The organism is Pseudomonas rosaeacicularis, from assembly GCF_057128745.1.
This window is the reverse complement of the sequence record NZ_JBSKHT010000006.1, coordinates 66,446-85,201: the sequence shown is the minus strand read 5'-3', so window position 1 is coordinate 85,201 and position 18,756 is coordinate 66,446. Positions and strand designations below refer to the sequence as shown.

Annotated in this window: 19 protein-coding genes and 1 pseudogene; 14 read left to right on the top strand and 6 right to left on the bottom strand. The window is 59.9% G+C overall.

Annotation, left to right across the window (positions count from 1 at the left end; all coding sequences use genetic code 11):
- Positions 1 to 7: 7 nt before the first annotated feature.
- Together pssA and ACWKWM_RS09580 are read right to left on the bottom strand one after the other, a co-directional pair.
- Complete coding sequence (gene pssA / locus ACWKWM_RS09585) at positions 8 to 1,351, bottom strand: CDP-diacylglycerol--serine O-phosphatidyltransferase (RefSeq protein WP_483845913.1); 1,344 nt, start codon at positions 1,349 to 1,351, stop codon at positions 8 to 10.
- A gap of 222 nt (positions 1,352 to 1,573) precedes the next feature.
- The gene (locus tag ACWKWM_RS09580; protein WP_483845912.1) at positions 1,574 to 2,578 is read right to left on the bottom strand and encodes an NADP-dependent oxidoreductase; all 1,005 of its coding nucleotides are present in this window, start codon (positions 2,576 to 2,578) and stop codon (positions 1,574 to 1,576) included.
- Between the two features lie 323 nt (positions 2,579 to 2,901).
- Here ACWKWM_RS09580 and ACWKWM_RS09575 point away from each other — a divergent pair, with 323 nt between their 5' ends.
- The 5 genes and pseudogenes from ACWKWM_RS09575 to ACWKWM_RS09555 all read left to right on the top strand — a co-directional run bounded on the left by ACWKWM_RS09575 (position 2,902) and on the right by ACWKWM_RS09555 (position 8,926).
- On the top strand, positions 2,902 to 3,663 hold the full coding sequence (locus ACWKWM_RS09575; RefSeq protein ID WP_483845911.1) for an SDR family oxidoreductase: 762 nt from the start codon (positions 2,902 to 2,904) through the stop codon (positions 3,661 to 3,663).
- 393 nt (positions 3,664 to 4,056) lie between these two features.
- Positions 4,057 to 5,526: a mechanosensitive ion channel domain-containing protein gene (locus ACWKWM_RS09570; RefSeq protein ID WP_483845910.1), complete on the top strand. Its 1,470-nt coding sequence runs from the start codon at positions 4,057 to 4,059 to the stop codon at positions 5,524 to 5,526.
- A gap of 77 nt (positions 5,527 to 5,603) precedes the next feature.
- Complete coding sequence (locus tag ACWKWM_RS09565; RefSeq protein ID WP_483845909.1) at positions 5,604 to 6,533, top strand: S66 peptidase family protein; 930 nt, start codon at positions 5,604 to 5,606, stop codon at positions 6,531 to 6,533.
- A 359-nt stretch (positions 6,534 to 6,892) separates the two neighbouring features.
- A pseudogene (locus ACWKWM_RS09560) lies at positions 6,893 to 8,065 on the top strand (HAMP domain-containing protein); the annotation flags it as partial.
- Positions 8,045 to 8,926 carry a methyl-accepting chemotaxis protein gene (locus tag ACWKWM_RS09555; protein WP_483846058.1) on the top strand — a complete coding sequence of 294 codons (882 nt, stop codon included), beginning with the start codon at positions 8,045 to 8,047 and terminating at the stop codon, positions 8,924 to 8,926. The pseudogene ACWKWM_RS09560 and the gene ACWKWM_RS09555, both read left to right, overlap by 21 nt.
- 108 nt (positions 8,927 to 9,034) lie before the next feature.
- On the opposite strand, the gene ACWKWM_RS09550 is transcribed toward ACWKWM_RS09555, so the two are convergent.
- Positions 9,035 to 10,225 carry a benzoate/H(+) symporter BenE family transporter gene (locus tag ACWKWM_RS09550; RefSeq protein ID WP_483845908.1) on the bottom strand — a complete coding sequence of 397 codons (1,191 nt, stop codon included), beginning with the start codon at positions 10,223 to 10,225 and terminating at the stop codon, positions 9,035 to 9,037.
- Positions 10,226 to 10,414: 189 nt separating this feature from the next.
- Complete coding sequence (locus ACWKWM_RS09545) at positions 10,415 to 10,864, bottom strand: MarR family transcriptional regulator (protein WP_483845907.1); 450 nt, start codon at positions 10,862 to 10,864, stop codon at positions 10,415 to 10,417.
- A gap of 81 nt (positions 10,865 to 10,945) precedes the next feature.
- On the opposite strand from ACWKWM_RS09545, the gene ACWKWM_RS09540 reads away from it, so the two are divergent.
- Genes ACWKWM_RS09540 through ACWKWM_RS09530 form a run of 3 tightly spaced genes read left to right on the top strand, consistent with a single transcriptional unit; the run spans position 10,946 to position 13,194 of the window.
- Positions 10,946 to 12,112 carry an aminotransferase-like domain-containing protein gene (locus ACWKWM_RS09540; RefSeq protein WP_483845906.1) on the top strand — a complete coding sequence of 389 codons (1,167 nt, stop codon included), beginning with the start codon at positions 10,946 to 10,948 and terminating at the stop codon, positions 12,110 to 12,112.
- A 57-nt stretch (positions 12,113 to 12,169) separates the two neighbouring features.
- Complete coding sequence (locus tag ACWKWM_RS09535; protein ID WP_483845905.1) at positions 12,170 to 12,772, top strand: glutathione S-transferase family protein; 603 nt, start codon at positions 12,170 to 12,172, stop codon at positions 12,770 to 12,772.
- Positions 12,773 to 12,801: 29 nt separating this feature from the next.
- Positions 12,802 to 13,194 (top strand): lysozyme inhibitor LprI family protein, encoded by a 393-nt coding sequence (locus ACWKWM_RS09530; protein ID WP_483845904.1) that lies wholly within the window; start codon positions 12,802 to 12,804, stop codon positions 13,192 to 13,194.
- Positions 13,195 to 13,288: 94 nt separating this feature from the next.
- Here the strand turns inward: ACWKWM_RS09530 and ACWKWM_RS09525 are convergent, their stop codons facing one another.
- Both ACWKWM_RS09525 and folE read right to left on the bottom strand, forming a co-directional pair.
- A complete protein-coding gene (locus tag ACWKWM_RS09525) occupies positions 13,289 to 13,660 on the bottom strand; it encodes a glutathione S-transferase N-terminal domain-containing protein (RefSeq protein WP_483845903.1) in 372 nt (123 codons plus the stop codon).
- Between the two features lie 63 nt (positions 13,661 to 13,723).
- Positions 13,724 to 14,269: a GTP cyclohydrolase I FolE gene (gene folE, locus ACWKWM_RS09520; protein ID WP_483845902.1), complete on the bottom strand. Its 546-nt coding sequence runs from the start codon at positions 14,267 to 14,269 to the stop codon at positions 13,724 to 13,726.
- 215 nt (positions 14,270 to 14,484) lie between these two features.
- On the opposite strand from folE, the gene ACWKWM_RS09515 reads away from it, so the two are divergent.
- The 6 genes from ACWKWM_RS09515 (at position 14,485) to ACWKWM_RS09490 (ending at position 18,718) form a co-directional block, all read left to right on the top strand.
- Complete coding sequence (locus ACWKWM_RS09515) at positions 14,485 to 14,664, top strand: hypothetical protein (RefSeq protein ID WP_483835543.1); 180 nt, start codon at positions 14,485 to 14,487, stop codon at positions 14,662 to 14,664.
- 223 nt (positions 14,665 to 14,887) lie between these two features.
- Entirely contained in the window at positions 14,888 to 15,094 is a 207-nt protein-coding gene (locus ACWKWM_RS09510) for a hypothetical protein (protein WP_483845901.1), read from the top strand.
- Positions 15,095 to 15,245: 151 nt separating this feature from the next.
- Entirely contained in the window at positions 15,246 to 15,965 is a 720-nt protein-coding gene (locus ACWKWM_RS09505; protein ID WP_483845900.1) for a GntR family transcriptional regulator, read from the top strand.
- Positions 15,962 to 16,750 (top strand): SDR family oxidoreductase, encoded by a 789-nt coding sequence (locus tag ACWKWM_RS09500; protein WP_483845899.1) that lies wholly within the window; start codon positions 15,962 to 15,964, stop codon positions 16,748 to 16,750. Before ACWKWM_RS09505 ends, ACWKWM_RS09500 begins: the two co-directional genes overlap by 4 nt.
- Positions 16,751 to 16,839: 89 nt before the next feature.
- On the top strand, positions 16,840 to 17,772 hold the full coding sequence (gene kce, locus ACWKWM_RS09495) for a 3,5-dioxohexanoate:acetyl-CoA acetone transferase (RefSeq protein WP_483845898.1): 933 nt from the start codon (positions 16,840 to 16,842) through the stop codon (positions 17,770 to 17,772).
- A gap of 67 nt (positions 17,773 to 17,839) precedes the next feature.
- The gene (locus tag ACWKWM_RS09490; protein ID WP_483845897.1) at positions 17,840 to 18,718 is read left to right on the top strand and encodes an SMP-30/gluconolactonase/LRE family protein; all 879 of its coding nucleotides are present in this window, start codon (positions 17,840 to 17,842) and stop codon (positions 18,716 to 18,718) included.
- The last annotated feature ends 38 nt before the right edge of the window (positions 18,719 to 18,756 follow it).

Below are 18,756 nucleotides of genomic sequence, written 5' to 3'. Positions count from 1 at the left end.
CCCGACTTCACAGAATACGGTACAGCAGACGCTCGACCCGCACACGGCTCACGCGTCGCAGAAAAGTACGCACGCCTTCCGGGTAATCGCTCAACGTATCGAGCTCGTCGTACTTGCCCACACGCTGCGTGTTGCGCATCAACTGCTCGATTTCGGCCTGACGTGGCTCGGTCCATTCGCCCTTGGGGTCATCGATCAGCAGCGCGTTTTCCAGATCCAGTTGAAACGCTCGCGGGTTCAGATTGTTGCCCGTCAGCAAGGTGTAGCGCTCGTCTGCCCACAGGCCTTTGAGGTGGAAAGTGTTGTCGCCGTCTTTCCACAGGTGGACGTTTAACTGATGCTTGGCGACCGATTCCTGATGCTTGTGAATGAAGCGGCGCAGGCTGATTTCATACAAGTAAGGCAGCGCCGAGATCACCTTGAACGGCTCTTGCGGCGGGATGAAAAAGTCGTTGGCGGTCTTGTCGCCGATGATGATGTCGATCTTGACGCCGCGCTTGAGCGCTCGGGTCAGCTCGCGCTTGATCACCAGCGGCATGTTGAAATACGGCGTGCACAGCGTCAGCTGCGTGTTGGTGGCGGCGATCAGGTCACACAACGTCCGGCTGAGCGGGTTCTTGTTACCAATACCCAACAGCGGGATCACCCGCAGCTCACCGTTATCGGTCAGGCCAGCGTCGGTGTTGTAGCTGGCGCGCTTGAGACGTTGGCGGAACTGGCGGATTTCACTGCGCAGGCTTCGCGAGCTTGGCGGGGAGGGCAGGTCCAGGCGATGCACGGCATCAGACGGCAGGATCTCGTCCTGAACCAGACGCTGAAACGTATCGGCCAAGGCTTTGTTGCGCACCAGGTGATAACGGTCCAGGCGGTATTTGCCCAGCTTGTTGAGGTAAACGTTGTTGATGCTGGCGCCGCTGTAAATCACGCAGTCATCGACCACGATGCCCTTCAAATGCAGGACACCGAACAGCTCGCGGGTCTGCACCGGGACGCCGTAAGTCGGCACTTCTTCGTCGTGTTCCAGGTGTTGCGCCTGATACCAGGTTGAGTTACCCGCCTGTTTGCCTGCGCCGATCAGGCCGCGCTGGGCACGAAACCAGTCCACCAGTACCACGATGTCCAAGTGTGGACGGGCCTTTTTGGCGGCGTAAAGAGCGTCGAGAATTTCTTGTCCGGCTTCATCCTGTTGCAGATAAAGCGCGACGACATAGATGCGCTGTTCAGCGTTGGCGATCTGCTCCAGCAAGCAACGACGGTAATCGGCTGCGCCGGGCAGAATGGTCAGCGCGTCGATAGGCAATGAAAAGCCGCGAAGTCTGGACAGCGTGGAGCGTCGGAAGGTAGCCCGCATATGCCTCTCGATGGTCGAAAATCAATAGCGCACGAGCTTACACCACCGCGCGGCTTCAGGTGGTTTTGGCAGCACGATCGACGGGTTGTTCAGGTTATTTACAGGCTAGATGGCTGAGGCGTACACAAAACCTGTAGGAGCGAACTTGTTCGCGAAGCGGTTTAAATGGTTCTCCCGTGAAGCCGCCTCGCCAACAAGTTGGCTCCTACAGAGGGGGGCTATTTATACCTTCAGCACCAGCTTGCCGGTGTTCTCGCCCTTGAACAGCATCAGCAGCGTTTCCGGAAACGTCTCCAGCCCTTCGACGATGTGTTCCTTGCTGTTGATCTTGCCCTGAGCCAGCCAGCCGGCGATTTCCATCCCGGCGCTGGCGAAGTTGGCGGCGTGGTCCATCACCACAAAACCCTCCATGCGCGCGCGATTGACCAGCAGCGACAGGTAATTGGCCGGCCCTTTGACCGCTTCCTTGTTGTTGTACTGGCTGATCGCGCCGCAGATCACCACCCGCGCTTTGGGTGCCAGGCGAGTTAAAACAGCATCAAGGATGTCGCCGCCGACGTTATCGAAATACACGTCCACCCCTTTTGGGCATTCGCGTTTCAGGCCTGCATGAATGTCCTCGTTCTTGTAATCAATGGCGCCGTCGAACCCGTAATCGTCCAGCAGCGCCTTGCATTTCTCGGCGCCACCGGCAATGCCGATCACGCGACAGCCTTTGATTTTGGCGATCTGCCCGGCCATGCTGCCTACCGCGCCTGCCGCGCCGGAAATCACCACCGTGTCACCGGCCTTCGGCGCGCCGACTTCAAGCAGCGCGAAGTAGGCGGACATCCCTGTCATGCCCAAAGCCGACAAATAGCGTGGCAGCGGCACCAGCGATGGATCGACTTTGTTGAAGCCCTTGGGCTCGCCGACAAAATAATCCTGCACCCCGAACACGCCCTGAACGTAGTCGCCGACCGCAAATTTCGGGTTTTGCGATTCGATCACTTTGCCCACCCCCAGCGCTCGCATCACTGCGCCCAGTTCCACCGGAGCGATGTAGGACTTGCCTTCGTTCATCCAGCCGCGCATGGCCGGGTCCAGCGACAGGTATTCGCTTTTCACCAGAATCTGCCCCGGTGCGACAGCTTCCACGGGCACAGTCTGGAAGGTGAAATCATCGCGAGTGACGGCGCCAACAGGACGGCGGGCCAGCAGGAATTGACGGTTGCTCAAAGCGGTCATGGCAGGTTCTCCAGTCGAAAGACAAACCCGAGTGATAGCCCCTGATCGCGTTCCCGGCAAGTACAGGTCATGCAGCGAATGCAATTCGATCCACTGGCGTGATGGTGCTGGAGCGGGCAAATCACCGCCGTGCATGACGGCATAACCCACGGCTTGATAGTGCTGACATTCGCTTGGTGGCTGACGTTAGACTCCCTCTGTTTCACGGCTGGCGCCTCTTCCCGTGGGAGCGGACCCGTCCGCGAAGGCAATGTGTCAGACAACAGCCATTCTGCAGGCTTTCATCAACCGCCTTGCAACAATAACAACAAAAGGACATCCCCATGAGCATGACGTTTTCCGGCCAGGTCGCGCTGGTCACCGGTGCCGCGGCCGGTATCGGTCGGGCCACTGCCTTGGCTTTCGCCAGTGAAGGCCTGAAAGTGGTGGTCGCCGATCTGGACAGCGACGGCGGCGAAGCCACGGCGGCGTTGATTCGTGAGGCAGGCGGTCAGGCGTTGTTCGTGCGTTGCGACGTCACCCGAGACGCTGACGTTCAGCAATTGATGAACAAGACGATCCAGGCTTTCGGCCGTCTGGACTACGCCTTCAATAACGCTGGCATCGAAATCGAACAGGGTCGACTGTCCGAAGGCAGCGAAGCCGAATTCGACGCGATCATGGGCGTCAACGTCAAAGGCGTCTGGCTGTGCATGAAGTACCAGTTGCCGCTGATGCTGGCCCAGGGTGGCGGGGCGATCGTCAACACTGCGTCGGTCGCGGGCCTCGGCGCGGCGCCGAAGATGAGCATCTACAGCGCGTCGAAACATGCGGTCATCGGCCTGACCAAATCAGCAGCCATCGAATACGCCAAGAAGCACATTCGGGTCAACGCCGTGTGCCCGGCCGTGATCGACACTGACATGTTTCGCCGCGCCCACGAAGCCGACCCACGCAAAGCCGAGTTCGCAGCGACCATGCACCCGGTCGGCCGCATCGGCAAAGTGGAAGAGATCGCCAGCGCCGTGCTCTATCTGTGCAGCGACGGTGCGGCGTTCACCACCGGGCACTCGCTGGCGGTGGATGGCGGGGTGACGGCGTTCTGATTGCTGCCGGTTCCCGGCAAAACGTCGGCAAGCCAGACTCCTACGCCTTTCGGGCAGAAGCGGCGTCGCGATAATCTGGCGGATCAACCTGCCCCAACAGGTCGGCGCTGTCGGGCTCCGAGCCTGAAGCACATCCCGTGGGAGCGGACCTGTCCGCGAAGAGGCCAGTCTATTCGCCCCATATGCTGCAGCGGATACATCGCCTTCCCGGACAGGTCCGCTCCCACAGGTGATCTCTGTTGGAGCAGCAACGCACCTGGGGTCGCGTCGGACCGCAGCAGTCGCAAAACCTGCGTCCTTAATCCTTCTGATACACCGCTTGCGTCTCCACCGCTCGCCACTCCGATCAGCTAAGCTGCGCTGCATTGGCGGTTTGTGGCTTGGAGAGTTTCGATGGATCACCTGTGGTTCGCTTTTCCGCTGATCAGCGCATCGCTGCTGCTGGTCGCCGACATCGTGCTGTGGCAATGGGTGCCGACCCAGTGGCAGCGCTGGAAAGTGGTTGGCCGGGTGCTGCTGTTCGTGCTGTTCAGCATGGCCTTGCTCGACGGTGGATTGAGTCCTCTGTACCAAGTGCCTGCTGACTGGGACTCGGCGCGTCATGTGCTCGGGACGTTGCTGACCATTGCCTGGTGGTTGTTCGGTGCGCGCACGCTGACGATGATCGTGTTGTTAGTCATGGCACCGAAAATCGGCGGCAAAGGTCATCTGCTGCAGGACTTGATGGGGGCAGTGATCTTCCTGGTGGCCGCCGTGGCCGCCGCAGCCTACGTGCTTGATCTGCCGGTCAAAGGCTTGCTCGCCACATCAGGCGCGGTGGCGATCATTGTCGGTCTGGCCGTTCAGAGTACGTTGGGCGATGTGTTTTCCGGCATCGTGCTCAATGCCACCAAACCGTTCCGGGTCGATGACTGGATCGGCGTCGATGGTATCGAAGGCAAGGTCATTGAAATCGACTGGCGCTCAACGCACCTGCTGACTGGCGAGGGCAGCATGGTGGTCATCCCCAATGCTGTGGCGGCCAAAACCCGCATCACCAACTTCAGCCGCCCCGATCACTTTCATTCGATCAGCCTGACCATCGAACTGTCGACCCGTTTGCGCCCAAGCCTGGTGCTGGATTCGCTGAACAAGGCCATTCAGGGCTGTCGCGAGCTGTTGGTGCAGCCCGGCGCGTCGGCGGAGGTGGTCAAGTCCGGGATTCGTATCGTCGAATATCAAGTCACCGGCTACGTGAAGTCCCGCGACCGGCGTTCGGCGGTGCGCAATCAACTGTTCGACCTGATTCATCGGCAACTGGCCTCGACCGAAACCCGTCAGGACCAGACGCGTCCTGCCAATCGTCAGTCTGCGGTACTCAACAGTGTGGGCGTGCTGCGCATGCTGAGCGACGCCGACAGGGCAGAACTTGAACGCAACATGCGCCTCAGTGCGTTCGCCGCCCGCGATGTGGTGCTGGCGCAAGATATCGTGCCCGATGCGTTGTACATCATAGAATCCGGCGTGGTATCGGCTTCCGTGCTGCACGGTGATACCTGGCTGGAAGTCGGCCGCATGGGCCCCGGCGAGTTGATCGGTGAAAGCGGCTTTGTGGATCAGACGCCCACGCTGGCGCGTTTCTGTGCATACACTGACTGCATGATTTACCGTATCGACCGCACGGAAATCGAACCCTGGTTGCAGGAACATGGCGAACTGATCGGGGCCTTGGCCGGGCTGCAGAAATTTCGGGCAAAGGCCCGGGCCGCGATGCTTGAAAGCAAGCCTCAGGTGGTTGATCCGAGCGGTTTTGTCGGCTGGCTGCGCAAGCGCGTTACGCGATTTCAGGGGCCACGCAAGGATTCCACTGACAAGCTCAGCTGATACTTGCGCTGGATTCATCTGCGCAGCTGCTCTAAATTGCCGCTCTGTTGAAATGTTCTGAAATGCCGAGAGATTGAATGCCTGCCATCAGCCCAACCCTGCACCCCAATGTCTTGCGCGCCGGCGATGCCGTTGCCCTTGTATCGCCCGCCGGCCCCCTGGCCGAATCACGCGTGCAGGCCGCGGTGCAGGAATTGACGAGCTGGGGGCTGCGACCTCGGGTCTACCCACACGCATTGGACACCCATTCGTTCTATGCCGGGACCGACGAGCACCGCGCCGCCGATCTGAATGACGCGCTGACTGATCCAGAAATCCGCGCGGTGCTGTGTAACCGCGGTGGTTATGGCGCGCAACGGATTCTGGCGCATATCGACTACGACGCGGTACGCCGCGACCCAAAACTGCTGATTGGCTTCTCCGACATCACCGCCTTGCACGGCGCGCTGTGGACCCAGACCGGACTGGCCACAGTCCATGGCCCGGTAGCGGGGCAGCTGGAACTTGGCGGTCTGTTTGCCAGCACCATCAAACATGCGCTGATGAGCACCGAACCTGTGGTGGTCGAGGCCTGTTCCGATGAACCGACCTTTCGCGTGCGTACGTCGGGCATCGCCGAAGGCCTCTTGCTGGGGGGCAACCTGAGCATGCTCAGCACCTGCGTCGGCACTCCTTACATGCCTGATCTCGAAGGCGCCATTCTGTTGATCGAAGACGTCAACGAAGCGGCCTATCGCATCGACCGCTTGCTCACTCATCTGCGCAATTGCGGCATTCTCCAGCGGGTTGGAGGTGTCGCGGTCGGTCAGTTCAGCGAGCCGGGCAATGGCAATGCAGTGATAAAGCCTGCCGATGTGCTGATTGAGCGCCTCGGAGATCTGGGCGTTCCGGTGCTGGGCGGACTGTCCATTGGACATGGCGATCGCAACATTGCGGTGTCACTGGGCACCTATGCGCGGCTGGATGCTGACAGCGGCACACTGACCGTCGCGGCGGCGGCCCGGTAACACCCCTGTAGGAGCGAATTTATTCGCGAGGCGCCCTTGAGTGAGCGCCCGGAAAATCGTTTCGTCTAATGAAACATAAACGCCAAATGCAGGAGCGCGCTTGCCCGCGATTGCGAAAGATCAGTCACCTGAAACGTTGCAGTCCTGGCCCATTCGCGGGCAAGCGCGCTCCTGCAAACAGGCAGAAAGCACCCCCTTGACGCAGCTGTTAACCGCGATGTACTGGCACCGCCGCTACAGCTCCCCCCATTTACGCCGATAACCTTCCTGTAAACGACGTCTGCATAGCTAATTGCCATTATTCCGACGTCGAACACTTGTTTTGCCACCTGCCCATTGCGAACCTGCACGAAAATTGAATGGTCATGCTCACATGGCCTCTTTGTGTGCGCCTTCAAGCTGTCGAACGGGGATTGAGCATTATGATTTCGGCCGTGAAAACGCGTTTCGCCAATCTCGGGATGGCCAAAAAACTCGGCATCGGGTTTTTTCTGGTCTTGCTGTTGACCGCATTGGTAGCCGCCATCGGTGTCTGGTCGTTGCGCTCGATCAGCGTGCACTTCGACAGCCTCAAGGACATGAACGCACTCAACAGCGGGCTTAATCGGGTTCGGCTGATCGAGCAGGATTACGCGTTGCACAGCGATCCCAAGCAGGTCGAATCAATGCATGCCGGGCTCGACGGCCTTACTGCTCAGGCCGAGCACCTCAAGTCCGCGTCCGCGGCCAACCAGACCATGATGACCGAGGTTCAGCAGGGCCTCGCAGCGTATCGCCAGGCGTTCGATCAGTTCGTCAGCCTCACTCAAAGCAAAGACCTGGCGTTGGAGATGGCCAGTTGGTCAGTGTCCAGCGTGTCCAACAATCTGGACGTGTTGCAGGCAGGTCTCGCCGATGATGGCGCGTATGCGTTGAAAGACTCTCAAGGCCAGCAGGGCGCAGAGTTCATTGAGCAATCGGGCCAGGTCAGCCAGATTTCCAGGCTGATGATGCAAGCCCTGGACGAGGCCCGCGTGCGTCTGGACAAGAGTCGCAAGACCGGCTCGGGCGAAGAGGCCAAGACCGGAACAATTGAACAGGCTGTGGAGGCACAAAAGCTCGCCGCAGACCTCGGCGGCCTGATCAAGGACGCCGGTTACCAGACCGTGCTCTCCGAAGTCAGCGGCCACATCACCAATTTTGGCGACAAACTCAACGAATACACCGGGCTGCTGGCGGACGAAGCCAAGGTCTCGCAGCAACTGGCCGCCAGCGCCAAAACGGTGGTGCAGCAGGTCAATCACGCTTATGACGTCGAGGACGAGTCGGTGTCCAGCGAACTGCAGGCCAATACGCTGAAGATCATCGGTTCGTCGATCCTGGCGCTGTTGGTCGGCCTGATCGCGGCGTGGGTGATCACCCGCCTTATCGTCGCGCCTTTGCGCAGCGTCATTGCCACCGCGCAACGTATTGCTTCGGGCGATTTGAGCGGCAATGTGGCGGTCAATCGGCGTGACGAGATCGGCCAGCTGATGTCCGCCATGCAGCAAATGGGCGCCGGACTGAGCGGTATGGTCAGCGGCTTGCAAGCGGGGATCGAGCAACTGGCAACGTCGGCGCATTCGTTGTCGGCAGTCACCGAACAGACCAATCTGGAAGTCAGCAGCCAGAAGGAAGAAACCGAGCAGGTCGCCACAGCCATGAATCAGATGACCGCCACTGTGCACGATGTCGCCCGCAATGCCGAGCAAGCCGCGCAGGCGGCACAGACCGCTGATGGCAAAGTCGATAGCGGTCAGCGGGTGGTGCGCCAGAGCATGGCGCGCATCGAAGAACTGGCGACATCGGCCACCTCGGCCAGTCACTCCATCGAGAACCTCAGCGCGGAAATTCAGAACATTGGCAAGGTCCTGAGCGTGATCAAAAGCGTTGCCGAGCAAACCAACCTGCTGGCGCTGAACGCTGCCATCGAAGCGGCCCGGGCTGGCGAACAGGGCAGGGGCTTTGCGGTGGTCGCCGATGAAGTGCGCGCGTTGGCAAAACGCACGCAGCAATCGACCGAGGAAATCGAGCGTCTGGTCACGCGTCTGCAAACGGGCGCACAGGCGTCAGTGGTGCAGATTCAAAGCAGCGGCGAGTTGGTGAAACTCGCAGTCAGCGATGCCCTGCAGACGGAAAGCGCGCTGGGCAGCATTGCCGCGGCGGTGTCGTTGATCCAGCAGATGAACCAGCAGATTGCCGCCGCAGCCGAAGAGCAAAGCTCGGTGGCCGAAGAGATCAACCGCAGCGTCACCAGCATCCGCGCCAGCGCCGATCAGTCAGCGTTGGCGATGCAAGGCAATGCTGCGTCGAGCATTGAGCTGGCGTCGTTGGGCATGGAATTGAAAGGGATGGTGGGACATTTCAGGTTGTAAATAATCCTCTTCCTGTAGGCGCGAACTTATTCGCGAGACGGCCGTATTGATGTGTGTCTGGTACGACGCCTCGCGAACAAGTTCGCTCCTACAGGGATGGCGGCATGCTCAAGATCTGCGGCCATTGAGTATTACCAGCGTCAACACCCCCGCAACAATTCCCCAGAACGCCGAGCCGATGGAAAACAGTGTCAGCCCCGACGCTGTAACCATGAAGGTGATCAGCGCAGCCTCGCGCTCCTTGGGTTCGTTCATCGCCACGGTCAGGCCGTTGATGATCGAGCCGAACAACGCCAGCGCGGCAATCGACAGCACCAACTCCTTGGGAAACGCTGCGAACAATGCTGCCAGCGTCGCGCCGAAGATCCCGGCAACCCCATAGAAAATCCCGCACCAGATGGCGGCGGTGTAGCGTTTGTCTTTGTCCTCATGGGCGTTGGGGCTGGTGCAAATGGCCGCGCTGATGGCGGCCAGGGTGATGCCATGGGAACCAAACGGTGCGGTGAGCAACGAGGCGATGCCGGAGACGGTGATCAGCGGCGAGGCCGGCACGGTGTAGCCGTCGGCGCGCAATACCGCCATGCCGGGCATGTTCTGTGACGTCATGGCGACCACAAACAACGGAATGCCGATACTGATGGTCGCTCCCAGCGTGAACACCGGCGTGGTCCAGACCGGTGCCGCAACCTCCAGCGAAAAACCGCCAAAATTCAACAGCCCGAGCATGGCTGACAGGGCAACGCCGACCAACAACGTGACCAACACGGCGTAGCGCGGGGAGTAGCGCTTGACGATCAGATAAGTGAAAAACATGCCCAGCACCAGGCCGGTGCGATGTTGGGCTGCGACGAAAATCTCGCTGCCGATCTTGAACAAAATCCCGGCCAGCAAGGCCGCCGCGAGCGATGCGGGCAGGCGTTTGACCAGGCGCTCGAAGCTGCCGGTCACGCCACAGACGATGATCAGGATCGAGCAGGTGATGAACGCGCCAATGGCTTCAGGATAAGCGACACCGCCCAGACTCGAGATCAGCAGCGCTGCGCCGGGCGTCGACCAGGCGACGGTGACTGGTGAGCGATAACGCAGCGACAGGCCGATGTTGCACACCGCCATGCCGATGAACAGCGACCAGATCCAAGACGATATCTGCGCCGACGTCAGCCCCGCCGCCTGGCCTGCCTGGAAGATCAAGACCAGCGAACTGGTGCAGCCGGTCATCATGGCGATGAACCCGGCCACCACGGCAGAAAGCGAAGAGTCAGCCAGCGGGCGCAACGGCGCCTGAGTCGCTTGAGTCATGCAAAACGTTCCTTGAACGGCAGGGTGATCAGTCGTGCAAGCCTATACGCAGTTGTTGCACGGTGTTGCGATACAGCCAGTAGCGCAATGGTCGGCACAGTTGCGGCGGAGAACACGTGTCTGTAGGAGCGAACTTGTTCGCGAGGGCCGTTATGCATTCTTTACATCTTCTCGCCAACAAGTTGGCTCCTACAGGACAGGCACTTTCAGGGTATTCCCCAACGCCTGATTCACCGCCAGCCAGCCATCCACCGCTTCCCGACCGGCCTCGGCAAACACGCGCTGCAGCAACTTGACCTGCTCGCGCCGCAAGGATTCTTCGAACGTCGCGCCGTCAGCGGTCAGCTCCAGCAAACGCTTACGTTTGTCTGCATCCGGGGTAATGCTCAGCACCAGTTCCATTTCGATCAATTGACGCAACGGTGTGTTCAGCGCCTGCTTGCTGACCCCCAGAACGCTCAGCAACTCCTTCACGCTCAGCCCCGGATAACGCGCGATGAAAAATACAATGCGCTGGTGCACGCGACTCAAGCCACGTCGGTCGAGCATCTCGTCAGCTTTGGCAGTAAACGCCTGATAGCCGAAAAAGAACGCTTCCATGGCAATTTGCTGCGTGGACGAATTTTTAAGGTCAAGCATATTGACGTATCCACCTGTGCCGTCGTAATTTCGGTCAAGCAGTTTGACGTATTTCCATTTATTTCCGCTAGCGGTGCTGCCATGGCTTTTTCTGAACGCGTGACACGTTTGAAGAGTTCTTTGATTCGCGAAATCCTCGCCGCCGCCCAGCGCCCCGAGATGATGTCCTTTGCCGGCGGGCTGCCCGCCGAAAGCATGCTGCCCAAAACCGAGTGGTCGGACATGCCGCGTTCCCTGGGCCAATACGGCATGAGCGAAGGCGAGCCTGCACTGCGTGAGGTCCTCGCTGCCGAAGCCCGCACGCTGGGCGTGCCGTGTGATGCCAGCCAAGTAATGATCATCAGCGGCTCGCAGCAAACCCTGGACCTGGCGGCCAAGCTGTACATCGACAAGGGCACCGAAATTTTGCTGGAAGGCCCGACGTATCTGGCCGCGCTGCAGATTTTCCAGTTGTTCGGGGCTGAGTGCCTGACCGTGCCGCTGCTGGCCGAAGGGCCAGATCTGGTCGTCATGCGTCAGCGGCTGGAACAGCAGTCGCCGGCGTTCGTCTATCTGATCCCGACTTTTCAAAACCCATCCGCCGTGCGCTACAGCGACTCTGCGCGTGAGGCCGTGGCGGCATTGCTCGACGAGTTCGGCGTGACGCTGATCGAAGATGAACCGTATCGCGAGCTCACATTCGACGGCGGCAGTGCGCGGCCCATTGTCAGCCGCTTGAAAAAAGCCAGCTGGATCTACACCGGTACCGTGTCGAAAACCCTGATGCCGGGCCTGCGTGTCGGCTATCTGATTGCCACGCCAGACCTGTTCCCGCACCTGCTCAAACTCAAGCAGTCGGCCGATTTGCACACCAACCGCGTCGGCCAGTGGCAGGCGTTGCAATGGATCGGCACCGAGCATTACCGCGAGCACCTGCTGGAATTGCGCAGCTTCTATCGTCAGCGACGTGATCTGTTCCAGACTGCATTGCACAGGCATTTCAGTGATCTGGCCGACTGGAGCGAACCCCAGGGCGGGCTGTTTTTCTGGCTCACGCTCAAGCAACCGCTGGACACCCGCACGCTGCTGGATACCGCGCTCGGGCAAAACGTGGCGTTCATGCCCGGCGAGCCATTTTTTAGCGATCCGGACGCCAACCCCGGTTATATTCGGCTGAACTTCAGCCACATCGACCCAGCGCGGCTGGACGAAGGCCTTAAACGATTGGCCGCTGTTGTGCGCACTGCGCTGGCCGCCAAAGCCGCTTGATCCAACCCGCAGCGGGTGGTGATCGGCAGGCACAAACAGGATCAGGAGAGCGAAGGGATGTACAAGGTTTACGGTGATTACAATTCAGGCAACTGCTACAAGATCAAGCTGATGCTCAACCTGCTGGGGGCCGAGTATGAGTGGATCCCGGTGGACATTCTCAACGGCGAAACCCAGACCGAAGCGTTTCTGGCAAAGAACCCCAACGGCAAGATTCCGGTGCTGGAACTTGAAGACGGCACGTATCTGTGGGAATCCAACGCGATTCTCAACTTCCTCGCCGAAGGCACGCCGTATCTGCTGACCGAGCCACGCCTGCGCACGCAGATGCTGCAATGGCAATTCTTCGAGCAGTACAGCCACGAGCCGAGCATCGCTGTGGCGCGTTTTATTCAGTTCTACCTCGGTCTGCCGCAAGAAAGGCTCGAGGAATACAAGTCGATGCACAAGCTGGGTTACAAGGCGCTGAAGGTCATGGAACAACAGTTGATTCGCACGCCGTTTCTGGTGGGTGATCAGTTTTCCATTGCTGATATCGCGCTGTACGCCTACACCCATGTGGCCCATCAGGGCGGTTTCGATCTGGCGCAGTTTCCTGCCATCGAGCAGTGGCTGTTGCGGGTCAAGGAGCAACCGGGCTACGTCGGCATGCTCGACTAACGCGATCGATCAGGACAGGAGACAGGAAGATGCAGCTCAGGATGATTGCAGTAGGGATGTTCATGGCGTTGGGCATTGGTTGCTCGGCATCGGCAAGCGCCGACGACTGCGACGCCAACCAGGCCGCCATGAACCAGTGCGCGGCCAAGGAGCTGGCAACGCTGGACGCGGATTTGAACACGCAGTACAAGGCACAGATGAATTACCTGAAAACGCCGGCCAAGAAGCAGGCGTTGCAGGACGCGCAGAAGAAGTGGATCGCCTTGCGCGATGCAGATTGTGCGTATCAGGTGGGTAAACGCGAGGACTCCGGCACGATCTGGCCGTTGTTACAGACCAACTGCCTGGCTGCGCAGACCAAGGTTCGGGTTGGGCAGCTGAAGGAATATGTGGCGTGCCGGGAGGAGGGTTGCCCCAAGTGACGGTCCGTCATCTGTAGGAGCGAACTTGTTCGCGAGACATCTTCATGGACACCCTGAACATCTCGCCAACCAGTTGGCTCCTACAGGGGGTGCATCACACCGCTGAAAAGCGCTTGTCCAGGTAATCGATGATCACCTTGGATTCATACATCCACACCGTTTGACCCGCTTCTTCAATGCGCAGGCAAGGGACTTTGACCTTGCCGCCTTCGCTCAGCAGCGTCTGGCGATCCAGTTCGTTGTTCTTTGCATCACGCAGAGCCACCGGCACGTTGAGCCGGCGCAAGGTACGGCGGGTCTTCACGCAGAACGGGCATGCATGAAACTGATACAGCGTCAGGTCTTTTGCCGATTCGTCCACCGCGCTCTGGGCAACAGGGGAGCGCTGTTTCTTGCTCGGCCGGGTGATGAAATCGATGAGGATAACGAGTTGGCCCAGGCCCACTCTCAATGCCTTCATGAACACGATAGAAACCTCGGTGGACGCACGGGCCGCGACGATATGCCACGGCCAGGGTGACGCAAAAGATCAGCGAATCAGGCTGAGAAACTCGCTGCGGGTGGCGGCGTTCTCGCGGAACTCACCGAGCATCACGGAAGTGATCATCGACGAATTCTGCTTCTCGACGCCGCGCATCATCATGCACATGTGCTTGGCTTCGATGACCACGGCAACGCCAAGCGCGCCAGTGACTTGCTGCACGGCTTCGGCGATCTGGCGGGAAAGGTTTTCCTGAATCTGCAAACGCCGCGCATACATATCGACGATACGCGCGACCTTCGACAGCCCCAACACTTTGCCGCTGGGGATGTAGGCCACGTGGGCCTTGCCGATAAAGGGCAGCAAATGGTGCTCGCACAGCGAATACAGCTCAATGTCCTTGACCACCACCATCTCGCTGTTGTCGGAGCTGAACAGCGCACCGTTGGTGACGTCTTCCAGGGTTTGCTCGTAACCACGGCAGAGGTACTGCATGGCTTTGGCAGCGCGCTTTGGTGTGTCGAGCAGACCCTCGCGGGAAACGTCTTCGCCAAGCTGGCTCAATATCGCGGTGTAATTCTGTTCCAGTGTCACAGGGCTGTGTTTCCGTGTGGGCTTCAATAAGGCGCACATAGTAGCTTAGCCGCCCCCAGAAGTGGACCGCCGCCGACCGACAAGCACCGTTTCGACCCTCGACTGCGGGGTAGCGAAGACCTTTACCGAACCTTTACCGTCGAAATATGCAGAAATGTATCCACTCGGTGTCTGAGTTAATGGGTGATAGATGCCCTGACAAAGAGAGTGAATCTATGTTTAGCCGAATCGCGAAAATCGCACTGGTGATCGCCCTGACGTCGTCGGTTTCGGGATGTTTTTTTGGCCCCGGCTGGGGACGACATGGCGGGGGGCATGACCACCGTTACTACGATGGCGGCCATTATGACGGGGGACGCGACAACGGCCCCGGGCCGGGTTACTACCGGCGCTGATGGAAACTGATCAGGCGCGGACGCCTGATCGTCGAGCGTAGGGTCAAATACAGCCGCGACTGGAGGGATGCCTCGTCGCGGCTTTTTGCTGTCTGGCGTTCAACGCACGGGTATTTGTATCGGTCTCGTTACCCGACACTTACCAAGTGTCTACGCCGTTTCACCCAAGCGCGGTGTCAGAGTGTGCAGGTGACAAATGCCTGTCGTTTAGAGAGTACCCAATATGTTGAGTCGTATAGCGAAGTTCGCGATGGTTATCGCGGTGATGTCGGCCATGACCGGTTGTTTCCCATTCTGGGGTCCGGGTGGTGGCGGTCATGGTGGCGGTCACGGCGGTGGCGGCGGTGGTGGTGATCGCGGCGGCTACCAAGGTGGCCAGGGTGGCGGTGGTGGACAAGGCGGCGGGCAGGGTGGTCCGGGCCAGCGCTGATTTCAACACTCGGCGCGTAGCACGTTGAAGCCGGATCGTTTTCGATCCGGCTTTTTTGTGCCCATCGATTAGCGGACAAAGGAAATAATTTGACTTATTTGATTTGTGATCACATATTCGGGCCATAAGAACGACAACACAGGCTCCCCTCATGACAGATCGTCCGATCCTTCTACCGACCATGCGCCAGGTTTCCCGCGATACGTTGCAAGACCAGGTCTATCGCCAGATCCGTGAGGCGTTGATGAGCGGTCGCTTCCAGCCGGGCCAGAAGCTGACCATCCGTGGTCTGGCCGAAGCGCTGGGGTCCAGCCCCATGCCGGTGCGCGAAGCACTGAGCCGCCTGAGCGCGGAAAACGCGTTTGAAGTCACCGAAACCTCCCGCTTGCGTGTTCGCCTGATGACCCCCGACAGACTGCGGGAGATTCGCGACGCCCGTGTCGCCCTCGAAGGCCTGCTGGCCGAGAAGGCCGTGGCGCTGCTCAAAGACAGCGACCTGGCCGATATCAGCGACCTGTGCGCGCAGATGCAACACGCCGCCGACCAGATCGACGTCTCCCGCTATCTCTGGACCAACTTTGCGTTTCACCGACGTATCTACGCGGTGGCAAACGCCGAGCTGACCGTCGCCGCCGTGGAAAACTTCTGGCTACACATGGGCCCTTGCTTTGCCCTCGTGGCGCCGGACAAGGCGCACCTTCAACGCTCGATGGAGGCTCACGATCGCATAGTCGAGGCCTTGGCTGCCCGCGATGGCGCCGCAGCCCGAGCGGCAGTCACCGACGACATCATGCAGGCCGCCGACTCCCTGGCGCGCCTGCTCGTCAAAAGCGACCGTTCGCGGTCTGTCTCAGGAGTGAAAAAAGCATGAGCGTTCTCAAACGTCTGGTCCCTTACACCGGGCTGCGGGTGCTGATTTCCGGTGGCGCTGCCGGCATTGGCGAAGTGCTGGCCGCGGCGTACATGGAAGCGGGAGCGAAGGTCCATGTGTGCGATGTCAGTGAAGCCGCCATTGCCGCGTTCCGCGATCGTTACCCCGACAGCCTGGCCACCCGCGCCGACGTTGGCGATCCGGCGCAAATCGAAGCGGTGTTCAAGGTTCAGCGCGAGCAGTTTGGCGGCCTGGATGTGCTGGTCAACAACGCAGGCATCGCCGGGCCTACCGGTGGCATCGACGCTATCAGCGATGAAGATTGGCAGCGCACCATCGACATCAACCTCACCGCGCAATATCGCTTTGCCCACCACGCCGTGCCGTTTCTGAAAGAATCGCCCAACGCGCATTTGATCCATATCGCCTCCGTTGCAGGTCGCCTGGGATACGCCTGGCGCACGCCGTACGCAGCGACCAAGTGGGCGATCATCGGGCTGATGAAATCCCTGGCTTCTGAGCTGGGCGAAAGCGACATCCGCGTCAATGCCTTGCTGCCTGGCATCGTTGAAGGCCCGCGCATGGACGGCGTGATCCGCGCCCGTGCCGAGCAGATGAACGTGCCGGAGTCTGAAATGCGTGAGGAATACCTGAAGAAGATTTCCCTCAAACGCATGGTCACCGCCGAAGACGTCGCGGCCATGGCGCTGTTTTTGTGTTCGCCCGCCGCACGCAACGTCACCGGGCAAGCCATCAGCGTGGACGGCAACGTCGAGTACCTCTAAGCCACTCGATTGCATGAACGGCCGGACGCGTTCCCCGAGCCGGATTTAACCCAAGACTTTCTCGCCAAGAACAAGAACGGAGAACACTCATGTCCAAAAAACGTCCAGTCATCATCACGTGCGCCGTCACCGGGGCCATTCATACGCCGTCTATGTCGCCGCATTTGCCCATCACGCCGCAGGAAATTGCCGACGCTGCCATCGGTGCTGCCCATGCGGGTGCTGCGATTGTCCACTTGCATGCCCGCGACCCGGTTGATGGTCGCCCGAGCCAGGATGTCGACCTGTTTCGCCAGTTTTTGCCGCAGATCAAAGCCAAGAGTGACGTGGTTATCAACATCACCACCGGCGGCGCACCGACCATGGGCGTCGAAGAACGCCTGCAGCCAGTGGCGCAACTCAAGCCGGAACTGGCGTCGCTGAACATGGGATCGATGAACTTCGGGCTGTACGAAATGCTCGACCGCTTTACCGAATTCAAGCACGACTGGGAGCGGCCGTACCTCGCTGAGAGCGACGACCGCATCTTTCGCAATACCTTCCGCGACATCGCGCACATCCTCAACGCCTGCGCCGAAAACCGTACCCGCTTTGAAATCGAGTGCTACGACATCGGCCACCTCTACACCGCTGCGCACTTCCTGCAGCGCGGCCTGTTGAAAGCGCCGATTTTCATTCAATCGGTGTTCGGCCTGCGTGGCGGCATCGGCGGTCACCCCGAAGATCTGGCGCACATGCGCCGCACTGCCGACCGCCTGTTTGGCGATGCCTATGAGTGGTCGATCCTCGGCGCCGGGCGCAATCAGATTCCGCTGGGCACCATGGGCCTGGCCATGGGCAGCAACGTGCGCGTGGGGCTGGAAGATTCGCTGTGGGACGGCCCGGGCAAACTCGCCGCCTCCAACGCCGATCAGGTCAAGCGCATTCGCACGGTGATCGAAGCGCTGGGCGGGCGTGTCGCCACCCCCGACGAAGCACGGGAGATGCTCGATCTGAAAGGCAAGAACGCGGTGGATTTCTAGGCTCGAACCCGCCGGATCGAGCCCGGCATTCGGTTATCTCCCATAACAACAAGACAGGGGTGAAAACATGCGTATCGAAATCGTTGTCGACGTAAAAACCACGCTGGGCGAAGGCCCGGTGTGGGATGTCGAGCAACAGCGGTTGTACTGGATCGACAGCTTCGATGGCCGCGTCCTGCGCTGCACCGATGACGGGCGGGAACTGCGCGCCTGGGATGTGGGGCAGAAAATTGGCTCCATGGCCCTGCGCAAAGATGGCGACGCGGCCATCGTCGCTCTGCAAAACGGCGTGTACAACCTGGATCTGCCCACGGGTGATCTGCAACTGATCATCGATCCCGAGCCGGGTCGGCCGAACAATCGGCTCAACGACGGCAAAGTTGATCGTCATGGCCGCTTCGTCTTCGGCTCCATGGATACTCTGGAAGAGGAGGCCAGCGCCAAGCTGTATCGCCTCGATCCGGACCTGAGCCTGCACACGTTGGACGAAGGCATCATTTGTTCCAACGGCCCGTGCTGGAGCCCCAATGGCGAAACCTTCTATTTTGTCGACACCTGGTCCGGCGAGATCTGGGCCTATGACTACGACAACGCGACAGGCGCGGTAAGCAATAGGCGCACCTTCGCCAAGGTCGACACCAGCGGCGGCGGGGCAGCGGATGGCTGCACCGTAGATGCCGAAGGATGCCTGTGGCAGGCCTTGGTGTACGCCGGCAAGTTGGTGCGGTACACCCCCGACGGCCAGGTTGATCGAGTCATCGACATGCCGGTGAAGAAGGTCACCAGCCTGGCCTTTGGCGGCCCGAACCTGGACACCCTGTTCGTCACGTCCATGGCCAAACCGCCGCTGCCACGCTTCCCCGAAGACGGCCAGCAGCGCGGCGCGCTGTTCGCGATCACCGGACTGGGCGTGCAGGGCGTGGCCGAAAAACGTTTCGCCAGCTGAAACATTGAACGTGACTGTTAGGGACGACTGAACCCTCT

Coding starts and splice junctions, on each gene's coding strand:
- ACWKWM_RS09565 (WP_483845909.1), top strand. CDS start 5,604: ATGCCTGCCATCAGCCCAACCCTGCACCCCAATGTCTTGCGCGCCGGC.
- ACWKWM_RS09550 (WP_483845908.1), bottom strand. CDS start 10,225: ATGACTCAAGCGACTCAGGCGCCGTTGCGCCCGCTGGCTGACTCTTCG.
- pssA (WP_483845913.1), bottom strand. CDS start 1,351: ATGCGGGCTACCTTCCGACGCTCCACGCTGTCCAGACTTCGCGGCTTT.
- ACWKWM_RS09490 (WP_483845897.1), top strand. CDS start 17,840: ATGCGTATCGAAATCGTTGTCGACGTAAAAACCACGCTGGGCGAAGGC.
- ACWKWM_RS09530 (WP_483845904.1), top strand. CDS start 12,802: ATGCAGCTCAGGATGATTGCAGTAGGGATGTTCATGGCGTTGGGCATT.
- ACWKWM_RS09580 (WP_483845912.1), bottom strand. CDS start 2,578: ATGACCGCTTTGAGCAACCGTCAATTCCTGCTGGCCCGCCGTCCTGTT.
- ACWKWM_RS09555 (WP_483846058.1), top strand. CDS start 8,045: ATGTCCGCCATGCAGCAAATGGGCGCCGGACTGAGCGGTATGGTCAGC.
- ACWKWM_RS09575 (WP_483845911.1), top strand. CDS start 2,902: ATGAGCATGACGTTTTCCGGCCAGGTCGCGCTGGTCACCGGTGCCGCG.
- ACWKWM_RS09570 (WP_483845910.1), top strand. CDS start 4,057: ATGGATCACCTGTGGTTCGCTTTTCCGCTGATCAGCGCATCGCTGCTG.
- ACWKWM_RS09545 (WP_483845907.1), bottom strand. CDS start 10,864: ATGCTTGACCTTAAAAATTCGTCCACGCAGCAAATTGCCATGGAAGCG.
- kce (WP_483845898.1), top strand. CDS start 16,840: ATGTCCAAAAAACGTCCAGTCATCATCACGTGCGCCGTCACCGGGGCC.
- ACWKWM_RS09540 (WP_483845906.1), top strand. CDS start 10,946: ATGGCTTTTTCTGAACGCGTGACACGTTTGAAGAGTTCTTTGATTCGC.
- ACWKWM_RS09510 (WP_483845901.1), top strand. CDS start 14,888: ATGTTGAGTCGTATAGCGAAGTTCGCGATGGTTATCGCGGTGATGTCG.
- ACWKWM_RS09500 (WP_483845899.1), top strand. CDS start 15,962: ATGAGCGTTCTCAAACGTCTGGTCCCTTACACCGGGCTGCGGGTGCTG.
- ACWKWM_RS09535 (WP_483845905.1), top strand. CDS start 12,170: ATGTACAAGGTTTACGGTGATTACAATTCAGGCAACTGCTACAAGATC.
- ACWKWM_RS09515 (WP_483835543.1), top strand. CDS start 14,485: ATGTTTAGCCGAATCGCGAAAATCGCACTGGTGATCGCCCTGACGTCG.
- ACWKWM_RS09505 (WP_483845900.1), top strand. CDS start 15,246: ATGACAGATCGTCCGATCCTTCTACCGACCATGCGCCAGGTTTCCCGC.